The organism is Sphingomonas sp. R647, from assembly GCF_020177055.1.
Classification (GTDB): domain Bacteria; phylum Pseudomonadota; class Alphaproteobacteria; order Sphingomonadales; family Sphingomonadaceae; genus Sphingomonas.
In genome coordinates this window covers 395,954-418,695 of record NZ_JAIQXT010000002.1, presented here as the reverse complement: position 1 = coordinate 418,695, position 22,742 = coordinate 395,954, and the positions used below count along the sequence as shown (strand labels likewise).

18 protein-coding genes are annotated in these 22,742 nt (G+C 66.7%); 6 read left to right on the top strand and 12 right to left on the bottom strand.

Going from position 1 to position 22,742, the window contains the following annotated elements:
• Position 1: 1 nt before the first annotated feature.
• From K9B35_RS05915 to K9B35_RS05890, 5 genes are all read right to left on the bottom strand, one after another.
• The gene (locus K9B35_RS05915; protein ID WP_224920875.1) at positions 2 to 733 is read right to left on the bottom strand and encodes an N-formylglutamate amidohydrolase; all 732 of its coding nucleotides are present in this window, start codon (positions 731 to 733) and stop codon (positions 2 to 4) included.
• Complete coding sequence (locus tag K9B35_RS05910) at positions 730 to 1,458, bottom strand: enoyl-CoA hydratase/isomerase family protein (protein ID WP_224920874.1); 729 nt, start codon at positions 1,456 to 1,458, stop codon at positions 730 to 732. The genes K9B35_RS05915 and K9B35_RS05910 overlap by 4 nt, the downstream gene beginning before the upstream one ends.
• 175 nt (positions 1,459 to 1,633) lie before the next feature.
• Entirely contained in the window at positions 1,634 to 2,467 is an 834-nt protein-coding gene (locus tag K9B35_RS05905; protein ID WP_412103445.1) for a 4-(cytidine 5'-diphospho)-2-C-methyl-D-erythritol kinase, read from the bottom strand.
• Positions 2,464 to 3,984, bottom strand: coding sequence for a tetratricopeptide repeat protein (locus K9B35_RS20275; RefSeq protein WP_318245954.1), 1,521 nt, complete (start codon positions 3,982 to 3,984; stop codon positions 2,464 to 2,466). Before K9B35_RS20275 ends, K9B35_RS05905 begins: the two co-directional genes overlap by 4 nt.
• A gap of 73 nt (positions 3,985 to 4,057) precedes the next feature.
• Positions 4,058 to 5,719, bottom strand: a complete 1,662-nt coding sequence (locus K9B35_RS05890) for an electron transfer flavoprotein-ubiquinone oxidoreductase (RefSeq protein ID WP_224920872.1) — start codon at positions 5,717 to 5,719, stop codon at positions 4,058 to 4,060.
• Positions 5,720 to 5,834: 115 nt separating this feature from the next.
• Here K9B35_RS05890 and K9B35_RS05885 point away from each other — a divergent pair, with 115 nt between their 5' ends.
• The 3 genes from K9B35_RS05885 to moaB are packed head-to-tail and all read left to right on the top strand — an operon-like array spanning position 5,835 to position 8,858.
• The gene (locus K9B35_RS05885) at positions 5,835 to 6,569 is read left to right on the top strand and encodes a uracil-DNA glycosylase family protein (RefSeq protein ID WP_224920871.1); all 735 of its coding nucleotides are present in this window, start codon (positions 5,835 to 5,837) and stop codon (positions 6,567 to 6,569) included.
• Entirely contained in the window at positions 6,566 to 8,341 is a 1,776-nt protein-coding gene (locus K9B35_RS05880; RefSeq protein ID WP_318245953.1) for a lytic transglycosylase domain-containing protein, read from the top strand. The genes K9B35_RS05885 and K9B35_RS05880 overlap by 4 nt, the downstream gene beginning before the upstream one ends.
• Positions 8,331 to 8,858 carry a molybdenum cofactor biosynthesis protein B gene (gene moaB, locus K9B35_RS05875; RefSeq protein ID WP_224920870.1) on the top strand — a complete coding sequence of 176 codons (528 nt, stop codon included), beginning with the start codon at positions 8,331 to 8,333 and terminating at the stop codon, positions 8,856 to 8,858. Before K9B35_RS05880 ends, moaB begins: the two co-directional genes overlap by 11 nt.
• Positions 8,859 to 8,971: 113 nt before the next feature.
• On the opposite strand, the gene K9B35_RS05870 is transcribed toward moaB, so the two are convergent.
• The gene (locus tag K9B35_RS05870) at positions 8,972 to 10,174 is read right to left on the bottom strand and encodes an MFS transporter (protein ID WP_224920869.1); all 1,203 of its coding nucleotides are present in this window, start codon (positions 10,172 to 10,174) and stop codon (positions 8,972 to 8,974) included.
• A gap of 130 nt (positions 10,175 to 10,304) precedes the next feature.
• Here K9B35_RS05870 and K9B35_RS05865 point away from each other — a divergent pair, with 130 nt between their 5' ends.
• The gene (locus K9B35_RS05865; RefSeq protein WP_224920868.1) at positions 10,305 to 11,375 is read left to right on the top strand and encodes a PA0069 family radical SAM protein; all 1,071 of its coding nucleotides are present in this window, start codon (positions 10,305 to 10,307) and stop codon (positions 11,373 to 11,375) included.
• On the opposite strand, the gene K9B35_RS05860 is transcribed toward K9B35_RS05865, so the two are convergent.
• Positions 11,372 to 13,324: an ATP-binding protein gene (locus tag K9B35_RS05860; RefSeq protein WP_263622345.1), complete on the bottom strand. Its 1,953-nt coding sequence runs from the start codon at positions 13,322 to 13,324 to the stop codon at positions 11,372 to 11,374. The two genes, K9B35_RS05865 and K9B35_RS05860, sit on opposite strands and share 4 nt — an antisense overlap.
• A gap of 306 nt (positions 13,325 to 13,630) precedes the next feature.
• On the opposite strand from K9B35_RS05860, the gene K9B35_RS05855 reads away from it, so the two are divergent.
• Entirely contained in the window at positions 13,631 to 14,074 is a 444-nt protein-coding gene (locus tag K9B35_RS05855; RefSeq protein WP_224920867.1) for a helix-turn-helix transcriptional regulator, read from the top strand.
• Between the two features lie 102 nt (positions 14,075 to 14,176).
• Positions 14,177 to 14,719, top strand: coding sequence for a DUF4199 domain-containing protein (locus tag K9B35_RS05850; protein WP_224920866.1), 543 nt, complete (start codon positions 14,177 to 14,179; stop codon positions 14,717 to 14,719).
• Positions 14,720 to 14,756: 37 nt separating this feature from the next.
• Here the strand turns inward: K9B35_RS05850 and K9B35_RS05845 are convergent, their stop codons facing one another.
• From K9B35_RS05845 to K9B35_RS05825, 5 genes are all read right to left on the bottom strand, one after another.
• Complete coding sequence (locus K9B35_RS05845) at positions 14,757 to 16,352, bottom strand: long-chain fatty acid--CoA ligase (RefSeq protein ID WP_224920865.1); 1,596 nt, start codon at positions 16,350 to 16,352, stop codon at positions 14,757 to 14,759.
• 82 nt (positions 16,353 to 16,434) lie between these two features.
• Positions 16,435 to 19,917, bottom strand: a complete 3,483-nt coding sequence (dnaE, locus tag K9B35_RS05840) for a DNA polymerase III subunit alpha (RefSeq protein WP_224920864.1) — start codon at positions 19,915 to 19,917, stop codon at positions 16,435 to 16,437.
• 229 nt (positions 19,918 to 20,146) lie between these two features.
• Complete coding sequence (locus K9B35_RS05835) at positions 20,147 to 20,626, bottom strand: glutathione peroxidase (protein ID WP_224920863.1); 480 nt, start codon at positions 20,624 to 20,626, stop codon at positions 20,147 to 20,149.
• The gene (locus K9B35_RS05830; protein ID WP_224920862.1) at positions 20,623 to 21,306 is read right to left on the bottom strand and encodes an ABC transporter ATP-binding protein; all 684 of its coding nucleotides are present in this window, start codon (positions 21,304 to 21,306) and stop codon (positions 20,623 to 20,625) included. The genes K9B35_RS05835 and K9B35_RS05830 overlap by 4 nt, the downstream gene beginning before the upstream one ends.
• On the bottom strand, positions 21,299 to 22,549 hold the full coding sequence (locus K9B35_RS05825) for a lipoprotein-releasing ABC transporter permease subunit (RefSeq protein ID WP_224920861.1): 1,251 nt from the start codon (positions 22,547 to 22,549) through the stop codon (positions 21,299 to 21,301). Before K9B35_RS05825 ends, K9B35_RS05830 begins: the two co-directional genes overlap by 8 nt.
• Positions 22,550 to 22,742: the final 193 nt, after the last annotated feature.

Sequence of the window (22,742 nt, the reverse complement as noted above, 5' to 3'; positions counted from 1 at the left end):
CCTATGTCGCCGCAGGCCGCCCCTGCGCAAGCGGATTGCGCACAAATGTTACTAAATTTCCAAGAATTTCGCACCACATCGTCACGCCAGCGTCGCTGGAGATAAGATCATTACGAATCTCGATGCCAAGATACGGCGTTCCGGTCGCCTCGGCGTGCCGGTTCATCGTCGCGTTGAGCAGGCGTCCCGAATAGGGTTCATTGTCGCCGGTGACGATACCCTGCGCCGCCAGCCAGTCCACCGCCAGCCGCGCGGCGCGAGCATCGCGATTGTAGAGGATGCCCGCTTCCCACGGCCGGGGCGCGGCGATGCCGCTTTCCAGTGCCGGGGTGAAGCTGTGGACCGAGACGATCAGCGCCGGACGCTGAGTCCGCACCTGCGCGGCGATAGTGCGATGATAGGGAGCGTGGAAGCGCGCGATCCGCTCCGCGCGATCGGCCCCGTCATTCCCTGGAATTGCATGGCCGTCGCTGGCGTGCGGGATTAGGCCGAGCGCATCAGTCTCACGATTGAGGTCGATCACCAGCCGAGAGACGGTGGCAAGGACCGCGGGCGCTCCCAGCCGCGCCGCCAGCCCCCGGCTCACCGCCGCCGCGCCGATGTCGATCGCGATGTGGCGGTCAAGCAAGGCCGGGTCGATGCCAAGATCGATATCAGCGGGAACATGATTGCTGGCGTGATCGCACAGGATCAGCACGTCGCCATCGCCCTCGATCCGTTCAACGATACTCATCGTTTCCCCGCCAGAAACGCATCGAGCCGCTGGGCAAAAGCGGGCGAGCCGAATGCGTCCTCGAACGCCTGATCATGGCCGGGCGCATCAGGATCGCAAAGGACCGCCTTCAGCATTCGCACGGCATCGGCATCGTTGGTCGCGATCAGCTCGGCCATCGCCCTTGCCTCCACGCCCGCATCCGCTACCCTGCGATGCGCGAGCCCGATCCGCGCAGCCTCGTCCGCGTAGATCCGGTCGCCGGTAAACAACATCCGCGCCGCCTGCCCCATCCCCACCCGCGCACGCAGCCGTCCCACATCGCGCGCCGGATAGCCGATGCCGAGCTTTGCCGGAGTGGTCGCAAACACCGCCGCATCGCCCGCAACGACGATATCGCACCCCAGCGTCAGCGCGACGGCTGCGCCAAAGCACCCACCATCAACCACAGCGATCACCGGGATCGGTAGCGCCGCCACCGCTTCAATCCCGCGCGCCATCGCGGTTCGGAACCGGGTGCGCAGCGCAGGATCGGTCACCAGCGCCGCAAACTCGGCCAAATCCGCGCCCGCCGAGAACATCCCCGGCATCGCCGATTGCAGGATCAGGACACGCGCCTCGCTCGCCGCAACCGCCTCAGCAGCGTCGGCAATCGCATCCCACGCCGCAATCGGCAGCGCGTTGCGCGCACCCGCGCGATCAAGGGTCAGCAGCGCCGTCGCTTCGGCGAACTGGAGGCGGATCATCGGTGCCGCGCGGGGCGAGGATGGCGCCCGTCCGAAGACGGGGGCCACCCACGGGCGTCTCGCTCCCGGCGCATGACCCGCAGTGAAGCCTCAGCAAGAACGGGGCCAGTCGCCCGCCCCCTCCTGTGCGGACTGGTTCGGGGCACGGGCAGTCCCATTATGACGCAGCAAAGTGTCACGACAGCACCGTTTCGAGACACCACCAGCCGGGACATTGCAGCGGTAGCCGCCGGGCGGCATCCGCGCATGCTGCGGCCGTATCAAACGTGGCAAAGCACGTCGCCCCCGACCCCGACATCCGACAAAGGTCCGCGCCCGGCTGCGCGTCCAGCCAAATGATCGCAGTCTGGATGTCGCGCGCGATCTGCATTGCGGGCGGATAGAGATCGTTGCGTCCAGCTTTCGCGCGCTCGATCAACGATCCAGCCGACGGGATCGGGCCGTGATCAAGCCCGTCCCACGCACGAAACACCGCGCCGGTCGAAACCGCCACCCCCGGATTGACCAGCAAGACCGGCACGCCCGGGGCACCGTCGATCCACTCCAACTGCTCGCCGCGCCCGGTTCCGATTGCAGTTCGCCCATAAAGGCACGCCGGAACGTCCGACCCCAGCGCATCGGCTACCGCGAACAGCCGCGGATCATCGATCGACACACCCGCACGCCGCGCCAGCAGCCGCAGCGTCGCCGCCGCATCCGCCGACCCACCGCCCAGCCCCGATGCGACCGGCAGGCGTTTGTCGAGCGTGATCCGTCCAGGCGTCGCCATCCCGAACGCCGCGCCAAACGCATCGCGCGCCCGCGTCACCAGATTGTCGCCCTCGCCCGCCAGCACCGCGCCAAACGGCCCCTCGACCGCAAAGCCCTCGCCGTCCGGGTCCAGCCGCACGACATCACCGTCGCGCACGAACGCAAACAGCGTCTCCAATTCGTGATAGCCGTCATCCCGCCGCCGCCGCACGTGCAGCGCCAGGTTGAGCTTGGCCGGAGCGTGCTCGATCAAGGTCAGTTTGCCGCCATCCTCTGCACGACGCCATCGGCCAGCTTGGTCGCCAGCCGCGCCTTCTGCTCACCCTCGGCATAGATCGACGCCGCGCGCCAGGCATAGCGTGCCTCGAACCGCCGCCCGGCACGCCAATAGGCGTCGCCAAGATGCTCGTTGATCGTCGCGCTCCCCGGCTGCCCCTGCGCCGCCTGTTCCAGCAGCGGCAGCGCGCGGGCGATGTCGCCGCTGCGATAATAGCCCCAGCCGAGCGAGTCGGTGATCGCGGGATCGTCGGGCCGCAGCCGGTTGGCGCGTTCGAGCAGCGCGACCGCCTCCGCCAAATTCTCGCCGTGCTCGACCTGCGCATAACCCAGATAGTTGAGCGCCACCGGCTCGTCCGGCGCCAGCTCCACCGCCTTGCGCAAATGGGGCAGCGCCCCTGCCCAGTTCCCCGATCGCTCAAGCGCGCCGCCAAGCTGCAAATGGTGGATCCAGGTCGCGTCCGCCCCAGCCCGTGCCAGCGCGTCGGCATAGAGGGGCGCCGCCTCGGCATCGCGCCCCTGATCGGACAGGATGTCAGCATAGCGCCGCACATCGCGCTCGCTCGCCCCGCGCGCGGTCGCAAGCGATTGCGCGAGCGCCAGCGCCTGCGCGGGATCGCCCTGCTTGCGGCGAAGCTCGATGCGCTCGGCCTGCGCCGCGCCGTAGAAGGGGCTGGTCGGTCTGATCGAACCCAACACCAGTTGCGCCCGGTCGAACGCGCCCTCCCCGCCCAACGCGGCGGCCAGCAACAGCCGCGCGCGATCGTCGCCTGGATCGAGCGACAGCGCCGAACGCGTAAGCAGGATTGCGAGCGTCTGGGTTTCCTGCCCGCCAAGGTCGGCAGCGAGACGTGTCAGCACGCGGCTGGTCGCGAACGCGGCACCGGGCCGCGCGCCAACCAGCCCGTTGCGCAGCCCGACCATCGTCGGATCGTCGCCCGCGAGTAGCTCGCCCGCCAGCCGCCGCTCGCCAATGCCGGCGAGCAGGCTTGCCGCGTTCCAGCGCAGGTCGATGCTTCCGGGGTCAGTCCCCATCGCCGCGCGCAGTGCCGCAATTCCTTCGTCGCGACGCTTCGAGGCGAGCAGCAGCAAGGCGCGATGCTCGGCAATGTAGCGGCGGCTCAGCCCGCTTTCGCTGGCGCCGTCGAGGATCGGAAACGGATCGCCCCCGCGATCGAAAGCAACCCATGCGCGCAGAACTGGCGTCAGGAAATCGAGCGGCCCCGCCCCGATCCGCCCGAGCGCGTCGTCGATGGCAAGCTTGTCCCGCGTGCGCACCGCATCGGCAAAAGCGAGGATCGCGGTATCCGGCGGCGCAACGTCCGATCGCACCAGCACCGCCGCCGCGCGCCGCGCCAGCACCAGATCGCCCGCCGCCAGTGCGTTGCGATAGGCACGGATCGCCACCACCTCATCGCCCGGCGCCGCCGTCAACGCAGCGGCATAGCCCGCCGCAGCGGCATCGACCGCACCGTCCGCCGCCGCCGCACGCGCCTTCACATATTCGCCAAGGTCGGCGCGGGCGGTTCCGGGCAGCGCCAGGGCAAGTACCGCGATCGGCAGAACGAGATGCTTACATGTTGGGATAGTTCGGACCTCCGCCGCCCTCGGGGACGACCCAGTTGATGTTCTGCGTCGGATCCTTGATGTCACAGGTCTTGCAGTGGACGCAATTCTGCGCGTTGATCACGAACTTCGGGTCGCCCGTTTCCTCGCCGACAATCTCGTAAACGCCCGCCGGGCAATAACGCTGCGCCGGCTCGTCATACATCGGCAGGTCGTAGGCGACCGGGATGTCCGGGTCCTTCAGCGTCAGGTGGACCGGCTGGTCCTCCTCATGGTTGGTGTTCGACAGGAACACCGACGACAGACGGTCGAAGGTCAACACGCCATCGGGCTTGGGATAGTCGATCGGCTGGACCAAATCCTTGCGCCACAGGCTCTCATGGTCGGGCTTGTGCCCGAGCGTGAAGGGCATTTTGATGCCCCAGCTCTCAAGGAACATGGTGACGTTGGCGAGGCCCGATCCGACCAGATCGCCGAACTTCTTGACCAGCGGCACCACGTTGCGGACGATGCTCAGCTCCTTGTAGAGCCAGCTCGCCGCGAACGCTTCGGGATAGGCGGTCAGTTCATCGCCCGAGCGATCCGCAGCGACCGCCGCGAACGCCGCCCCGGCTGCCATCATGCCGCTCTTCATCGCGCCATGCGTGCCCTTGATCCGCGGCACGTTGAGGAAGCCCGCGCTGTCGCCGATCAGTGCACCGCCGGGGAACACCAGCTTCGGGATCGACTGCAGCCCGCCATCGCTGATCGCCCGCGCGCCATAGCTGACGCGCTTGCCGCCCTTGAGCAGCTCCGCGATCGCCGGATGCGTCTTCCAGCGCTGCATCTCCTGAAACGGCGAGAGATAGGGGTTGGAGTAATTGAGCCAGGTGACGAAGCCCAACGCCACCTGCCCGTTTGCCTGATGGTACAGGAACCCGCCGCCATTCGACCCGGCGGTCTCGTTAAGCGGCCAGCCCTGGGTATGGATCACCCGGCCCGGCTCATGCAGCGCAGGGTCGATGTCCCACAATTCCTTGACGCCAAGGCCATAGATTTGCGGCTCGACACCCTCGCACAGCGCGAACTGGCGCTGGACCTGCTTCGACAGATGGCCGCGCACGCCCTCACCGAACAGCGTGTAGCGCGCGTGCAGCTCAAGCCCGGGCTGATAGTCATGCTTGCGCGTGCCATCGCGCGCCACGCCCATGTCGCCGGTCGCGACGCCCTTCACCGACCCGTCGTCATTGTACAGGATTTCGGCAGCGGCAAAGCCGGGGAAAATCTCGACCCCCAGCCCCTCGGCCTGTTCGGCCAGCCAGCGGCACAGGCTGCCGAGGCTGCCGGTATAGGTGCCCTCATTGTGCATGAACTTGGGCGTGATGAAGTGCGGGATCGCCCACTTGCCCTTTTTCGACAACAGCCAGTGCTGGTTGTCGGTCACCGGCACCTGCGCCAGCGGGCAGCCGGACTCGCGCCATTCGGGAAGCAGCTCGTCGAGCGCCTTCGGATCGATCACCGCACCCGACAGGATATGCGCGCCGACCTCTGACCCTTTTTCGAGCACGCACACGGCGATTTCGCTGCCCGCTTCATTGGCCAGCTGTTTCAGCCGGATCGCCGCCGCAAGGCCCGCCGGCCCCGCGCCCACGATCACCACGTCATACGGCATCGACTCGCGTTCGCTCACTTCCTGTCTCCTCTCGGAACACCGGCGTAACATCTCGTCGTGTGTCCGGCGCATTCTGTCCCTGCCCCGATGAAGGCAGATTGACGCTGGCGTCAAGGCATGACTCTGTGGGTTTATGGGTATTGAGGGGGTCATGGACTGGCGGGCCGAAGCCGCAAGCGCACTCAACTGGTGGCGCGATGCGGGGGTCGACGTGCTGGTCGAAGACGATCCGCGCGACTGGACCGCGCGCCCTGCCCCTACGGCACAGCCCGAAACGCCAGGCCGCCCGATCCCATCCGGTCCCGAACCCGAAGCCCCGCTGCCCGCGACGATCGAGGCGTTTCTCGACTGGCGCTACGGTTCAGGCGCTCCGGAAGCCGCGACAGGCGAACCGATCGCCCCGGCCGAGGGTGATCACACGGCGCCGCTGATGGTCGTCACCGACCTTCCCGAGTTCGACGGCACCGCCCCCGCATTGCTGGATGGCGCGGCAGGCAGGCTGTTCGACCGGATTCTCGCGGCGATTGGCCAGTCGCGCGAGTCGATCTACCTGGTCCCGCTCTGCGCCGCGCGGCCGATCACGGGGCAGGTGCCGCGCGATCTCGATGAAAAACTCGGCGAGATTCTGCGTCACCACATCGCGCTCGCGGCTCCCCAGCGCCTGCTCCTACTCGGCCAGGCGACGAGCCGTGCCGTTCTCGGGACTGACGCCGACAAAAATCGTGAAGGTTTAACGCCATTTAACTATTCTGGCGGAAAATCGGACGTCGTCGCCATTCGTCACCCGCGCTTCCTGCTGAACAAGCCGGCGGCGAAGGCCGATGCCTGGAAAGACCTGCAATTGTTGATCGGGGGGCAGAGCCTGTGACTGCGCGTATCCTGCTAGCCGCCTGCGCCTTGATCGCGCCGCTGATGGCGCACGCCTCGGACGAGCGGATCCCGTCGAGCGTCGAACGGCGCGAAGCGAGCGACGGCGTCCCCGCCCAGCTGTCGCGTGAAGAGCGTGAGGCATATCGTGCCGTGTTTGCCGCGATCAGAGAGCAACGTTGGGCCGACGCGCAGATCAAGCTCGCCGCAATGCGCCCTGGCCTGCTCCACGCCACTGCTCGCGCCGAACTCTACCTCGCGAAGGGATCGCCGAAGGTCGAACTGCCGCAATTGATGGAAGTCCTGGGCGAAGGGCCGCAATTGCCGCAGGCCGATCAGATCGCCCGCCTCGCCAAGCTGCGTGGCGCGGCCGAATTGCCCGCACTTCCCGTCGCCCAGCGGATGATCTGGCATGCAGGCGCGCCGATCCGCAAACGCTACCGCTCGGCCAAGTCGGATGCCGCCGCTGCTCAGGTCGCCGCCGCGATGACCCCACTGGTCAAGCTCGACGACGCCCCCGGGGCTGAGGCGCTGATCGACACCCGCGCCGCCGAACTCGACCCGGAAACGCTGACCGAATGGCGCCAGCGGATTGCGTGGATGTACTATACGATCGGTCGCGATGCCGATGCGCGCCGCGTCGCCGCGCTCGCTCAGACCGGCAGCGGCGAGTTCGCCCCGCTCGCGGACTGGGTGCAGGGCCTTGCTGCATGGCGCCAGAATGACTGCGCCGGCGCGCAGGCCGCGTTCACAGCGGTCGCGCAGCGCGCTGCCGACACCGAAAAGCGCACCGCCGGTCTCTATTGGGCTTCACGCGCCGACATGGCGTGTGGCCGCCCCGACCTCGTCAGCGCGCGCCTCAAAAGCGCGGCGCAGCATGACGAAACCTTTTACGGCATGCTCGCGCGTCAGGCGCTGGGCATGAAGGAAGCGCCGGTCCGCGCCGAGAAGTTCGTCGCCGCCGACTGGAAGGCGCTCGACCGCCGCCCCAATGTCCGCGTTGCGGCGGCGCTGGCCGAGATCGGCGAGGATGCGTTGGCCAGCGAGGTCATCAAGCATCAGTCGAAGATCGGCGACGCGCGCGAACACGCCTCGCTCACCCGGCTCGCCGGGCGGCTTGGCCTGCCCGCGACGCAGCTGTGGCTGACGCATAACTGCCCGGTCGGCGCGCGCCCGGTTGAGGAAGCGCGCTATCCCGCGCCCGACTGGACCCCCGATGGCGGCTGGCGCGTCGACAAAGCGCTGGTGTTCGCCCACACGCTTCAGGAATCGCGCTTCGACGCCAAGGTACAGAGCCCGGCCGGAGCTTATGGTCTGATGCAGATCATGCCCGCCGCCGCCACCGATATCGCCCGCAAGCGCGGCGTCAGCATCGGCCGCGCCGACCTCACCCGCCCCTCGACCAATATCGAGGTCGGCCAGTCCTACATCGAACAACTGCGCGACCAGCCCTTTACCGGCGGTCTGCTGCCCAAGGTGATCGCCGCCTATAATGCCGGGCCGACCCCGGTGACCAACTGGAACGTACAGATCCGCGACAAGGGCGATCCGCTGCTCTACATCGAGAGCATCCCCTATTGGGAGACGCGCGGCTACGTCATGACCGTGCTGCGCAACTACTGGATGTATGAGAAGCATGCCGGGCGCGAGAGCAGCAGCCGCGCGGCGATGAGCCAGGGCATGTGGCCCAAGGTTCCGGGCAGCAACGGCGCGACGGCCGTGCGCATGACCGCTTCGGTGCCGCAGGACGATCGTGTGACCGGTGCCAATTGACGACAGCATCGCGTTCCGGCCCGTCCGGATCGCAGTCCTCACCGTCTCCGATACCCGGACCCACGCGGACGACCGCTCGGGAGACACGCTGGTCGAACGGCTGACCGGCGCGGGCCATGAACTGGCCGACCGTGCGATCGTACGAGACGATCCCGACCTGATCGTCGGCAAGCTCCATGCATGGATCGATGACGAGCAGGTCGACTGCATCATCACCACCGGCGGCACCGGCGTCACCGGTCGCGACGTCACGCCCGAAGCACTGGAGCGCGTCGCCGACAAGATGATCCCGGGCTTTGGCGAGCTGTTCCGTTTCCTCAGCTACGCCAAGATCGGCACCTCGACCATCCAGTCACGCGCCACCGCCTGCGTCGCGCGCGGCACCTATATCTTCGCGCTTCCCGGCTCTACCGGCGCGGTCAAGGATGGCTGGGACGACATCCTCGCCACCCAACTCGACATCCGCCACCGCCCCTGCAATTTCGTCGAACTGATGCCGCGCCTGCGCGAGGAATAGCCCTCAGCCGCACCACGCGATGACTGCGCCGAGCGCGACATCAACGCCGACGCGCTGCCACAGCCACCAGCCGCCCGCGAGCAGCGCCGCGACGCCGATCAGCGCCAGTGCCTTCACGTCGCCACCTCGCGCAGCCGCGCAACCGGCCGCTCGGAAATCGGCAGATGAACCAGTGCCGCGATGAAGCCGAGCGCGACCGAGGCGACCCAGATGCTGTCGTAACTTCCCGTCCAGTCGAACATCAGGCCCGCGATCCACGCGCCGCAAAAGCTGCCCAGTTGATGCCCCAGAAACACGATGCCGTAGAGCGTCGACAAATACCGCATCCCGAAGATCTGCCCAACCAGCCCGCTGGTCAGCGGCACCGTGCCGAGCCACAAAAAGCCCATCGCCGCGGCGAACAGCAACGCACTCACCGGGGTCAGCGGCGCAGCGAGGAAGGCGATCATCACCACGCCCCGCGCGGCATAGAGCGCAGCCAGCAGCCCTTTCTTGCTCCACTTGCCGCCCCACACGCCGAACAGATAGGATCCGAAGATGTTGAACAGACCGACGAGCGCCAGCGCATTGGCGCCGATCGCCAGCCCCAGCCCCTTGTCAGTCAGATAGGCCGGGAAGTGCGTCGCGATAAACGCGACATGGAACCCGCAGACGAAGAAGCCCGCGTTGAGCAGCCAGAACCCACGATGCCCCGCCGCCTCGCCCAGCGCCTGACGCAGTGTCTGACCATCCCCGCCAGCCTGCGCTCCCGTCGCCTGCGGCTTGCCCGAAACACCGACTGCCAGCGCCAGCATCACCGCGATCAGCCCCGCCAGCGCGACCAGCGCCATCCGCCAGCCCAGCTCGCCGATCAGCAACTGCCCCGCCGGCACCACCAGAAACTGGCCCAGCGATCCGCCCGCGGTGACGATGCCGAACGCCATGCTCCGGCGCTCCGGCGTCACCACCCGACCGACCGCGCCGAGCACGACGACGAATGTGGTCGCCGACAGCGCCATGCCGACCATCAGCCCGAACGACAGATGCAGCCCGATCGCACTCCCCGCGAATGAGGCGGCGATCAGCCCGGCGGCGTAGAGCAACGTCCCGCCCGCCACCACGCGGCCCGCGCCGTGCCGGTCCGCCAGCGCGCCGACAAACGGCTGGGCCAGCCCGAACAGCAGGTTCTGAAGCGCCAGCGACAGGCCAAAGCTCGATCGCCCGATACTCAGGTCGGTGCTCATATCGGGCAGGAACAGCCCGAACGCCTGCCGCACGCCCATAGCGATTGTCACGATCGCCGCAGCGCTGAAGATCACCCAGCCTGTACGCTTCATCCGGCCCTCCACGGCTTCACGCCGCCCCGCTAGGCTGTTCAGGACAGTTCGACCAGTCCGCACACGCCGCAAAAGGTGACATAGCCACACATGTTCTTGTTTTGTTTTATACGGTCGCTATGCTGGCAACATGGCTGGCCCCCGCCCCGTTCGCGGCGCGACGCACAATCGCGAAAGCACCCGCTTCGTCCTCCCGACGCGCGAAGCGGACGGCGACTGGCTGGACGCGCGTGACGACATCGACGGAGCGCCGCCGCCCCTCCGCACAACGGTGACGGTCGAACATTCCCGCACGATCCTGTCCCGCAACCAGTCGCCCGACATCCCGTTCGACCGCTCGGTGAACCCCTATCGCGGGTGCGAGCATGGCTGCATCTATTGCTTCGCGCGGCCGACCCATGCCTGGCACGACTTGTCACCCGGCCTCGATTTCGAGACGAAACTGTTCGCCAAGCCGGACGCCCCTGCCCTGCTCCGCGCGGCGCTGGGCAAGCGCGGCTATGACTGTCAGCCGATCGCGTTCGGCACCAATACTGACCCCTACCAACCGATCGAGGCGACCTGGCGGATCACACGCGGCTGTATCGAGGTGCTGGCGGAATGCGACCACCCGATCACCATCACCACCAAATCCGACCGCGTGACCCGCGACATCGACCTGCTCGGGCCGATGGCGGCCAAGGGGCTGGCGGCGGTGATGCTCTCGATCACCTCGCTCGATCCCAAAGTCGCCCGCACCGTCGAGCCACGCGCACCGCACCCCGAACGCCGCCTCGCTGCAGTGGCCAAGCTGCGCGCGGCGGGTATCCCGACCTTCGTGTCGCTATCGCCGATCATCCCGCAGATCACCGATCACGAGGTCGAGCATATCATGGAGCGCGCGGCGCAGGCGGGCGCGCTCGGCTGCTTCTACCTCCCCGTCCGCCTGCCGCACGAAGTTGCACCGCTGTTCCGCGCCTGGCTCGATGAACATTTCCCCGACCGCGCGGCAAAGGTGATGGCAACGATCCAGTCCCTGCGCGGCGGGCGCGACAATGACCCCAATTTCCACACGCGCTTTCGTGGGCAAGGGCCTTGGGCCGACCTGCTGCGCACCCGCTTCAAGATCGCGGCGAAGCGGTTCGGGCTCGACCAGCCCTTCCCCCCGCTCCGCCGCGACCTGTTCCGCCCACCCGCCGGGGATCAGGGGGAGTTGTTTTAGAAGCCCATCCGCCCCTGCCCTCCCGGCTTCGCCGCCACCTCGGCCCGCAACAGGTCGATCAGCCGGGCCGGATCGGCCTTTCCAAACCGCAACTGCCGCCGCACCACCGCAAAGTCGCCCGGGGTCAGCCCCGCAACCTCCATCAGGTCTGCCGGAGCGGGAAGCCCAAAGAACCGCTCGAACGCCAGTGCGGCCCGCGCGCAACTCAGCGGACCCAGTTCCAGCTTGAACACAAACCGACGCAACGCCGCCGGGTCGAGCCGCCCTTTATGGTTGGTCGCGGCAACGACCGGAAGCGGATGCCGATCGAGCCAGGTCAGCAGCTCATTGACCTGCGTCACCTCCCAACTGGCCTTGGCCGTGCTGCGGTCGAACAGGATCGAATCCGCTTCGTCGAACAGCAACAGCCCCTCACGCCGTTCCGCCTCGGCAAATGCCTCGGCAATGTTCGCCTCGGTCTCCCCCACCCATTTGGACAAGAGGTCCGACGCGCGCTTGACGATCAGCGGCCGCTCCATCGCCCGCGCCAGATGCGCGGCAAGCTCGGTCTTGCCCGTCCCCGGCGGCCCGGTGAGCAGCAGCGAGACGTCGGCCGGCGCATCGCGTGCGGCCATCGCCGCGACCAGTCCGGCCATGTCGCGATCCGCTTCATACAGGTCGAGATCGACCACCCCTTCCGCCTCACGGATCACCCGCCCGCCGCGCAGCGCGCCGACCAGCGCACGCGCCGCAAGCATCGCGTCCTCGGGCTCCCCTGACAATTGCCCCACCCTCGCCGCAACGCGCGTAACGCTCGCCGTTTCGGGCGCAGCATCGGCGAGCGCGACAAAGCCGGGCGGCAGCGCCAGTTCCTCCTCCTGCGCGATCCGGTCGATCATCGCGATCGCCCCCTTGCCCGCAGGCGGATCGAGCCTCAGCACAAAGCTCATCCGGCGCAGGATCGCGGGGTCGATGTTGCCGATCGCGTTGCTGGTCCAGATGACGGGAACGGCGTTGGTCTCGATCTGGCGATTGACCCACAGCTTCGATCCACGCCGCCCGCGCATCCAGTCCCCCTCGCCCGGCGCTGCGTCGCCGATCAGATCCTCCATCTCGTCGAACAGCAACGCCGCGCCGCCCCGCGCCGCAAGCATCCGCTGCGCCAGCCGGAGCGCCGAGACCCGCTCGCTGCGGGTCGGTTCCTCGCCATATTCGTCGCTCTCACCCACGCTGAACAACGCCGCCCCCGCCGCAGCCGCAAGCGTACGGGCGAGCTCGGTCTTTCCGGTTCCGGGCGGCCCGTGGATCAGCACGTTGATGCCCGGCGCACGCGCAGAAACAGCGCCCGTTAGCAGCCGGATCAGGAACGCGACCTCGGTCCCGACCCGCGCAAAGTCGCGCGGCTCCAGCCGGGCCTGCTGGCGCGGGCCGATCACCGCCTCGAGCAACTCATCATCCGTGATTGCGCCGCGCTCGAGCACACGCTCCAGCGTCCAGCTGCATTCGACATCGACCCCGCCGCCGCGTCGATCATGCAGGCTGACCAGCCCCAGTCGCACCGGCGCGAGCCTGCGCACCGCGAGCGCATCCACACCCGCAATGCCGGCGACGATTTCGCCCAGGTCCATCTCCTGCTCGAGCATCAGCCGCGACAACGTGCGGGCATGACTGCACCGCTCGATCGCGACGATGGCAAGCAACGCCCGGCAATCCTGGTCGCCAAGGCCGAGCGCCGTGGCGAGCCGCGCCGTCATTTCGAGCGCACGCGTCGGAGCCTCCGCCTGAGCTTGCTCCTGCGTGACCCGTTCCTTCAGTTCGCGCCAACCCAGCTTCGGCACCGGCGCGCCGAACAGCCAGCGCGCATGCGCCTTCGCCCAGCCCAGCACCGCCTTTGCGAGCGGCGACGTGGCGGGAACGTCCCGCCCGGCCCGCACCAGCATGGCGCGGACCACATCATATTCATGCAACATAGCCCATCCCAGCCGGGCGCACGGCATCCGCCGCTGACCCGGTTCAAGTCGTTGATCGTCGGGATTTGCGCGGGGATGCCATCACCCCCACGGCGCCTGGGCAGGCGTTACGGAAGGGTGCTGGCGATACCCGGGGCAAAGCCCTCTATTCGGTACTGATCCAGCAATGATCGTCTCCAATCAGGCACAGGGACGCCCTCTGTGCGGGCGGGCCATTAGCGCAGATGTTCATCGCGCGCAAGAACCGCCGGCCTCCGGCAAGTTGTACCGGTTGCCTTGCACTAAATGCTGGGCGATGTTCATTGGATGACGAAGCGACGCTGGCCCGAACTAGACTGGTGGCGACATGCCGCGCTCTATGGAGCGTTGCTCGCACTTGGCGCCGTGGTACTGCAATGGCTGGACTATCGCTGGCTTGCGCGGACGCACTCGACCGAATTCTACCTGTTGATTGTCGCGCTGGGGTTCCTGGCGCTCGGCCTCTATGTCGGCGCGCGCGTGATCGGTCGCCCGCCTTCGCCGCGTGCGCCGGGCAATCCACAGGCACAGGAGTCGCTCGGGATCAGCGCGCGCGAGATCGCGGTGCTTGGCGAACTGGCCGGCGGCTATTCGAACAAAGAAATCGCCCGGCGGCTCGCGGTCTCGCCCAACACCGTGAAGACCCATGTCGCGCGCTTGTTCGAAAAGCTCGGCGCGCGCCGCCGCACCGATGCAATTGCGCGGGCACGCGAGCTGGGGTTGCTGCCCTGACTGAATTTCGGGTGATCGGGGCCAAATCACCCCTTTGGGCGATTGCCCATCACGGTCCCCGATGCCCAGTTCGCGCAACCTGAACCGAACGGGAGAACCCATATGCAGCGCATCATCCTGACCTACGGCGTGATCGCTGGCTTCGTCGTCGCCATTCCATTATTCCTGATGGGCACGCTGATGGTCGACAATCCGCCGAGCGGCTGGGTCCGCATGGCGATCGGCTATCTGATCATGCTGATCGCCTTCACCGCGATCTTCGTGGCCGTAAAGCGCCATCGCGACGAAAATTGTGGCGGCGTCATTCGCTTCCTACCCGCCCTCGGCATGGGCCTTGCGATCGCACTGATCGGCAGCCTGTTTTACGTCATTGCATGGGAAGCGGTGCTGGCGACCAACGGCGGCGACTTCATCGCGCAGATGAGCGCCCGGATGCTTGAGGAACAACGTGCGGCGGGTGCCACACCAGGTGAGCTTGCCGCGCTTCAGGCGCAGATGGCACAGATGCATGGTCTTTATGCCAACCCGCTATTCCGCGTCTTGATCACCCTGACCGAAGTCCTGCCGATCGGGCTGCTGGTGGCGCTGGTCGCGGCGCTCCTGCTCCGCAACCCCCGATTCATGCCGGCGCGAACCGCCGAATGAGCAACGGGAGGGCGGGCCGCAACCCGCCCCCACCCGTTCACGCCGCCGCGAACTGAAAGTCGCGATATTGTTCGCGCAGCGCGGTCTTCAGCAGCTTGCCGGTCGCGGTGTGTGGCAACGACTCAACGAAATGGATCTCGTCGGGCAGCCACCATTTGGCGACCTGCGTCGCGAGATGCGCCTGAACCTGCGCCGCATCCACCTCGCTGCCGGGCTTGCGAACAACCAACAGCAGCGGACGTTCATCCCATTTGGGATGATGGATGCCGATCGCCGCCGCTTCGGCTACGCCCGGACAGCCGACTGCCGCATTTTCCAGCTCGACCGAGCTGATCCACTCGCCGCCCGACTTGATCACGTCCTTGGCGCGGTCGGTGATCTGCATGATCCCGTCGGGGTGCAGCACGGCAACGTCGCCGGTGTCGAACCAGCCATCCTCTGTCAGGCACGGGCCGTTCGTGTCCTGGAAATACTGCTTGATGATCCACGGCCCCCGGATCTGCAGCCGCCCCGAACTCACCCCGTCACGCGGCAGCAAAGCGCCATCGTCATCGACGGTGCGCAGCTCGACGCCAAACGGTGCGCGGCCCTGGAACACGGTCTTGTCGACCTTGTCCTCAAAACTCAGATCGTCCCAGTCATGCGTCGGTGCGCCCATCGTGCCGATCGGCGAGGTCTCCGTCATGCCCCAGGCATGGTTGACCCGCGCACCCATCTTCATGATCCGCTCGATCATCGCGCGCGGCGCCGCCGAGCCACCGATCGTTACGACCTTCAGGTGCTGGGGCGCTTCACCGGTCTCGTCGATATGCTGGAACATCGCGAACCACACGGTCGGCACCCCCGCCGTATGCGTCACCCGCTCGCGGTTCATCAGGTCACACAAAGTCTTGCCGTCATTCACCGCCGACATGACCAGCTTCACGCCCGCCATCGGCGCTGCAAAGGGCAGGCCCCAGCCGACCGCGTGGAACATCGGTACCACCGGCAACACCACCGACTGGGTCGACAGGTCGAACACCGCCGGCTGCAGCTCGGCCATCGCATGGATCATCGACGAGCGGTGGGTGTACAGCACGCCCTTCGGATTGCCCGTCGTGCCGCTGGTGTAGCAGAGCATGCACGGTTCGCGCTCGCCGCCCTCGACCCAGGTGTAGTTGCCGTCTTCAGCCCCGATCACCGCCTCGAAACTGTCCGGCCCCTCCCCATCGAACACGATATAATGCTCGATCGTCGTCCATTGCGGCTTCAGCTTGTCGATGATCGGCTGGAACATCCGGTCATAGATCAGCACGCGATCTTCAGCATGATTGGCGATATAGGCGAGCTGATCCTCGAACAGGCGCGGGTTGATCGTGTGGATCACGCCGCCCATCCCGATCGTGCCGTGCCACGCGACCAGATGGCGGCTGTGGTTCATCGCCAGCGTCGCGACGCGATCGCCCGGCTTGATCCCCCGCCGCTCCAGCGCCTGCGCCAGCTTGCGGCTATCGCGCGCGATCCCGGCCCAGTCGGTGCGCGTCTCGCTGCCATCGGCCCAGCGGCTGATGATTTCGCGCGATCCATATTCGCGCTCGGCATGCTCGATCACCCGAGGTACCCGAAGCTCGAAATCCTGCATCGCGCCCAGCATCACACTCTCCTTGTTCCGCGCGGGTTTCCGCGTCCGTAAACCCATCCTGCGGGTTCGAAAGCGCAGATGCAAGGGAGGAGCGTCAGCTTGCGAGCGCCAGCCTCGGTTGCGCAGTCGGCTTGAGCTCGGCCCGCTCGATTCCCGGCAGCCCCTCAATCCGCGTCGCCAGTTCGCCGTCGAGCCGGAAATTCCGCCCCAGCACCAGCTCAGCCTCGCCCCCATCGGGCAGCGGCGCGTCGACCACCACTTCGCACCGCCCGCCGCGCGCGTCCTCCAGCAATTTGGCGACCGCCGCCAGCGTGCCCGGTTCGCGCACCGCCATGCGCAGCGTCAGCCGCACGTCCTTCGCCATTCCCTCGAACGGCTGAACCTTGCGCACCGTCACCCGCGCGCTGTCCTCACCCGCCCGCCGGTCGAGTTCGACGGTCAGGATGCCGCAGCCGCCGACGCGCGCCGCATCCTCCATCTCCTTGGACGTATGCTCCTCAAAACACGTGCACGGCACGGTCCCACTCGCATCGGACAGCGTCGCCATCATGTAGCGCTTGCCGCGCGCCGAGGTGCGCCAGCGCGCATCCTCGATCAGCGCCGCAATCGTCGCGCCCGCGCGGCCGCCCTCGGCAATCTCGATCTCGTTGAGGCTGGCGATGCTGCGCGCCGAATGCAGCTTGGCGAGATGCTGATAGCGGTCGAGCGGATGCGCCGAGAAGAAGAAACCGAACGCCTCCTTCTCCGCCTCGATCCGCTGGCCCAATGTCCAGTTCGCGCTCTTGGGCAGCTGGATCGCCGACCCCACCGGCTCGGCCTCGCCGAACAGGCCGCCCTGCCCGCTGGTGCGGTTTTCATGCGTGCGCTGCGCCACCGCCATGATCGTCTCGGCGGCGGCGTGAACCTTGGCGCGATCGGGCGCGACGCTGTCGAACGCCCCCGCCCCCGCCAGCGCTTCGACCTGCCGCTTGTTGAGCAGCCGCGGGTCCACCCGCCGTGCGAAATCATCGAGGCTCTGGAACCGCCCCTTGGCCTGCCGCTCCTCGACCAGCAGCTCCATCGCCTTCTCGCCCACGCCCTTCAGGCCCGCGAGCGCATAACGGACAGCGAATCCTTCCTGCGTCTCCGCGACCGAAAACTCCGCCTCGCTCGCATTGATATCGGGCGGCAGGCACGGCGTACCGAGCCGCTTCATATCCTCGACGAACACCGCCAATTTCTCGGTCTGCCCAAGTTCGAAGCACATCGACGCGGCGTAGAATTCGTGCGGATAATGTGCCTTCAGCCACGCCGTATGGTAGGCGAGCAGCGCATAGGCCGCCGCGTGCGACTTGTTGAAGCCGTAGCCAGCGAACTTGTCGATCAAGTCGAACAGCTCGTTGGCCTTCGCCTCCGAGATGTTGTTCATCTTCGCGCAGCCCTCGACGAACAGCGCGCGCTGCGCATCCATCTCGGCCTTGATCTTCTTGCCCATCGCGCGGCGCAGCAAATCTGCACCGCCCAGCGAATAGCCGGCCAGGATCTGCGCGGCCTGCATCACCTGTTCCTGATAGACGAAGATCCCGTAGGTCTCCTGAAGGATGCCCTCCAGCAATGGGTGCGGATATTCGATGGGCTCACGCCCGGCCTTGCGCGCACCGAACATCGGGATGTTGTCCATCGGACCCGGCCGATAGAGCGAGACGAGCGCGACGATGTCGCCGAAATTGGTCGGCCGCACCGCCGTCAGCGTGCGCCGCATCCCTTCGGATTCGAGCTGGAACACGCCCACCGTCTCACCGCGCTGAAGCAGTTCGTACACCGCCGGATCGTCCCAGCCGAGCGCGGCCAGATCGATCGTGATGTTGCGCGCCGCGAGCAGATCGACCGCCTTTTGCAGCACCGACAGCGTCTTGAGGCCAAGGAAGTCGAACTTCACCAGCCCGGCGCCCTCGACATATTTCATGTCGAACTGCGTGACCGGCATGTCGGAGCGCGGGTCGCGATACAGCGGAACCAGCTCCGCCAGCGGCCGGTCGCCGATCACCACACCCGCCGCGTGGGTGGACGAGTGGCGCGGCAGGCCCTCCAGCCGCATGGCCAGGTCGATCAGATGGCGGACATCGGTCGCGCCGTCATACTCGGCTTTGAACTCGCTCACCCCGTTCAGCGACCGCGACAGCGTCCATGGGTCGGTCGGATGGTTCGGCACCAGCTTCGCCAGCCGGTCGACCTGGCCATAGCTCATCTGCAGCACGCGCCCGGTGTCCTTGAGCACGGCGCGCGCCTTCATCGTTCCGAATGTGATGATCTGCGCAACCTGATTGCGCCCATATTTCGCCTGGACGTAGCGGATCACTTCGCCACGCCGGGTTTCGCAGAAATCGATGTCGAAGTCGGGCATCGACACGCGTTCCGGGTTCAGGAAGCGCTCGAACAGCAACCCCAGCGCCAGCGGATCGAGATCAGTGATCGTCAGCGCCCAGGCGACGACGCTACCCGCGCCCGAACCGCGCCCCGGCCCCACCGGAATGCCGTTCGCCTTGGCCCATTTGATGAAGTCCGCAACGATCAGGAAGTAGCCGGGGAAACCCATCTGGACGATGATGTCGGTCTCGAACGCCAGCCGGTCGAAATATTCCTGACGCTTCGCCGGATCGGTGATCCCGGCATAGGCCAGCCGCGCCTCCAGCCCGGCGCGCGCGTCGTCGCGCAACTGCGTCGCCTCGCCCTCGATATCGCCGGCCAGGCTGGGAAGGATCGGCTTGCGCTTGGGCGCGGCAAAGGCACAGCGCTGAGCGACGACCAGCGTGTTGTCGATCGCCTCGGGCAGATCGTCGAACAGCCGCTTCATCTCGGTCGCAGGCTTCATCCACGCATCGGGCGAGGACCGCTGGCGATCATCGCTCGCGACATAGGCAGAGCCCGCGATGCACAGCATTGCGTCATGCGCCTGATGGAAATCGGGGACCGAATAGCAGGCCGGGTTGCTTGCCACGATCGGAATGCCACGCGCATAGGCCAGCTCGAGCAACCGCGGCTCGGCGCGCGCCTCAACCTCATCCAGCCGCCGGACGATCTCGATATACAGCCGGTCGCCGAACAGCCCCTGCAGCCGGTCGGCGTACGCGAACGCAGCCTCGTCCTGCTCCTCGGCAAACAGCCGCGTCAGCCCGCCCTCGCGCCCGGCGGTCAGCGCAATCAGACCGTCGGTGCGCCCGTTCAGCGCAGCGAACGGGACATGCGCGTCCTTCTCGATCGGCCGGTCGAGATGCGCCATCGACACGAGGTGGCAGAGATTTTCGTAGCCCGTCGCATCCTGCGCCAACAGCGCCAGCCAGTCGAGCGGCGGAGTAACGCCATCGGGCATGTCGGGCCGCTCGACGCACAGCAGCGACCCGATGATCGGCTGCACCCCCGCCTTCTTCGCGGCGTCGGAATAGGGCATCGCGGCATACAGCCCGTTGCGATCACACAGCCCCGCCGCCGGAAACCCCAGCTCACGCGCCCGCGCCGCAATCGCCTTGGGCTCGATCGCGCCCTCCAGCATCGTGTAGGCGGAGAAGATACGGAGGGGGACAAAGCCGGAATGGGGCATGGGCTGGTTATATGTACCCTTTGCCGGTGGCGAAACCCGCTGGCACAGGTTCTCCACATCTAATTCCTCCCCGGCACGGGGAGGGGGACCGCCGAAGGCGGTGGAGGGGCCGCCCCGCAGAGGGCGGAATTTTGCCGAGATGCTCACGGCCGTCTACGCGGCCGCCCCTCCACCACGCCCTGCGGCCGCGGTCCCCCTCCCCTGAGACAAGCTCAGGGGAGGAATTTCGCTAAAGCAGCTTCTCGATATCCGCCGCGATATCCTCGGGCTTGGTCTGCGGGGCGTAGCGTTCCACGACATTCCCCTCGCGATCGATCAGGAACTTGGTGAAGTTCCACTTGATCCCCTCGGTCCCGAACAGGCCAGGCGCTTCCTTCTTGAGCCAGCGATACAGCGGTGCGGCATCCGCGCCGTTAACGTCGACCTTGCCAAACACCGGAAAGGTGACGTCATAGGTCAGCGAACAGAAATTCGCGATCTCCGCCGCATCCCCCGGCTCCTGCGCGCCGAACTGGTTACACGGGAAGCCCAGCACCTCGAACCCGCGCGTGCCATAGCGGCGGTGCAGCTCCTCAAGTCCGGTATATTGCGGGGTGAACCCGCATTTGGACGCGACATTGACGACCAGCAGCACGTCGCCGGCATAGGACGACAGGTCGGTCCGCTCGCCACTCGCTGCCTTGACGGGAATTTCGGTGATCGCCGTCATTTCGCTTCCTCCAACAAACCCTCGTGCAACCGCACCACGCGGTCCATCTTTGCCGCCAGCCGCTCATTATGCGTCGCGATCAGCGCCGCCGCACCCTCGCCGCGCACCAGCCGGAGGAGTTCGGCGAACACCACATCGGCGGTCTTCTCGTCGAGATTCCCGGTCGGCTCGTCCGCCAGCACCAGCATCGGACGGTTGGCGAGCGCGCGGGCGACCGCGACGCGCTGTTGCTCGCCGCCCGACAGCTGGCTCGGCCGGTGGGTCAGCCGTGCGCCGAGACCCAGTGCCGTAAGCAATGCCTCCGACCGCGCCCGCGCATCGGCATGGGTCGCATTCTGAATGAGCTGCGGCAGCTCGACATTCTCGACCGCGTTGAAATCGGGCAGCAGATGGTGGAACTGATAGACAAAGCCGAGCTTGTCGCGCCGCGTCACCGTCCGCTCATGACTTTCCAACTTGGCGACCTCGATCCCGGCAATGCGGATCGATCCCTCGAACCCGCCTTCGAGTAGCCCCACCGCCTGCAACAGCGTCGATTTGCCCGAGCCGGATGGCCCCAACAGCGCGACGATCTCACCCGGCGCGACGGTGAGGTCGATGCCGCGCAGCACCTCGATCGTCGCGTCACCCTGCACGAAGACGCGGCGCAGGCCGCGGGTTTCAAGGACAGCTTCACTCATAACGCAACACCTGAACCGGATCGGTACTCGCCGCCTTGAACGCGGGGTAGAGCGTCGCAAGGAAGCTGAACCCCAGCGCCATCAGCGCGATGCTGGCGACCTCAACCGGGTCGGTCTTGGCGGGCAATTCAGTGAGGTAACGCATCGACGGGTCCCAGATTTCCTGTCCGGTGATGAAGCCGAGGAAGCTCAGCACTCCCTGGCGGAAATAGAGCAGGATGAAGCCGAGGATCAGACCGGCGAGGATGCCCAGCCCGCCAATCGCGGTGCCGACTGTCACGAAGATCTTGATGAGGCCGCTGCGCGTCGCCCCCATCGTGCGCAGGATCGCGATGTCGCGCGTCTTGGCGCGCACCAGCATGATCAGCGACGACAGGATGTTGAACACCGCGACGAGGATCAGGATCGACAACACCGTGAACGTCACCAGCCGGTCGACCGCCAGCGCCTCGAACAGAGTCGCGTTGAGCGTGCGCCAATCGGACAGCTGCGCGCTCTGCACCACCTTTTGCGCGAGCGGGGCGAGGATTTCGCCGACGCGGTCGGGATCTTCGGTGTCGATCTCGACCATGCTGACCGCATCGCCCATCAGCAGCAGGGTCTGGGCGGTCTCCATCGGCATGACCACGAACGCCTTGTCGTAATCATAGACCCCGACCTCAAAGATCGCAGCAACGCGGTACGACACGATTCGCGGCACGGTGCCGAACGGCGTCGACGGCCCCTGCGGGCTGATCAACTGCACGCTGCTGCCGAGCGATGCACCGAGCGTGCTCGCCAGCCGCGACCCGATCGCGATGCATTCGCAATCCGCGGTCAGCTCGGCCATCCGGCCCATCACCACATTACGGTTGAGCGTCGGGTTGGCGCGCAGATCGGCAACGGTCATGCCGCGGACCAGCACCCCCTCAACCCGCCCCTGAAAGCTCGCCATCAACGGCTGTTCGATCAGCGGAGTCGCAGTCGTCACCCCCGGCGTCTTGCGCGCCTCGGCCACCACCTCACGCCAGTCGCGCAGCTGGCCGCCATAGCCCTGAATCACCGCATGGCCGTTCAGCCCGGTGATCTTGTCGAACAGCTCGGCACGAAAGCCATTCATCACGCTCATCACGATGACCAGAGCGGCAACACCCAGCATCACCGCAACCAGGCTGATCGACGCGACCAGCGCGATAAAGGCTTCGCCCCGGCCCGGCAGCAGGTACCGGCGCGCGATCATGCGTTCATATCGGGAAAGGAACATGGGTGGGGTGTTAGGGGGTGGCGCAGGCACACGCAATCGCGCTGTTGCCAAATCAACACAGGGTTGCCGCAAAGAGTCACGACGCGCCCATCGCCCCGTGACAACCGCCACATGCCATCCTAGCAAAGCGCCACGAAGCAATGGCAACGGCCGTGGTTCGGGGAGGCTCTTCAGCCCCGCCTTGAAAAGGGCG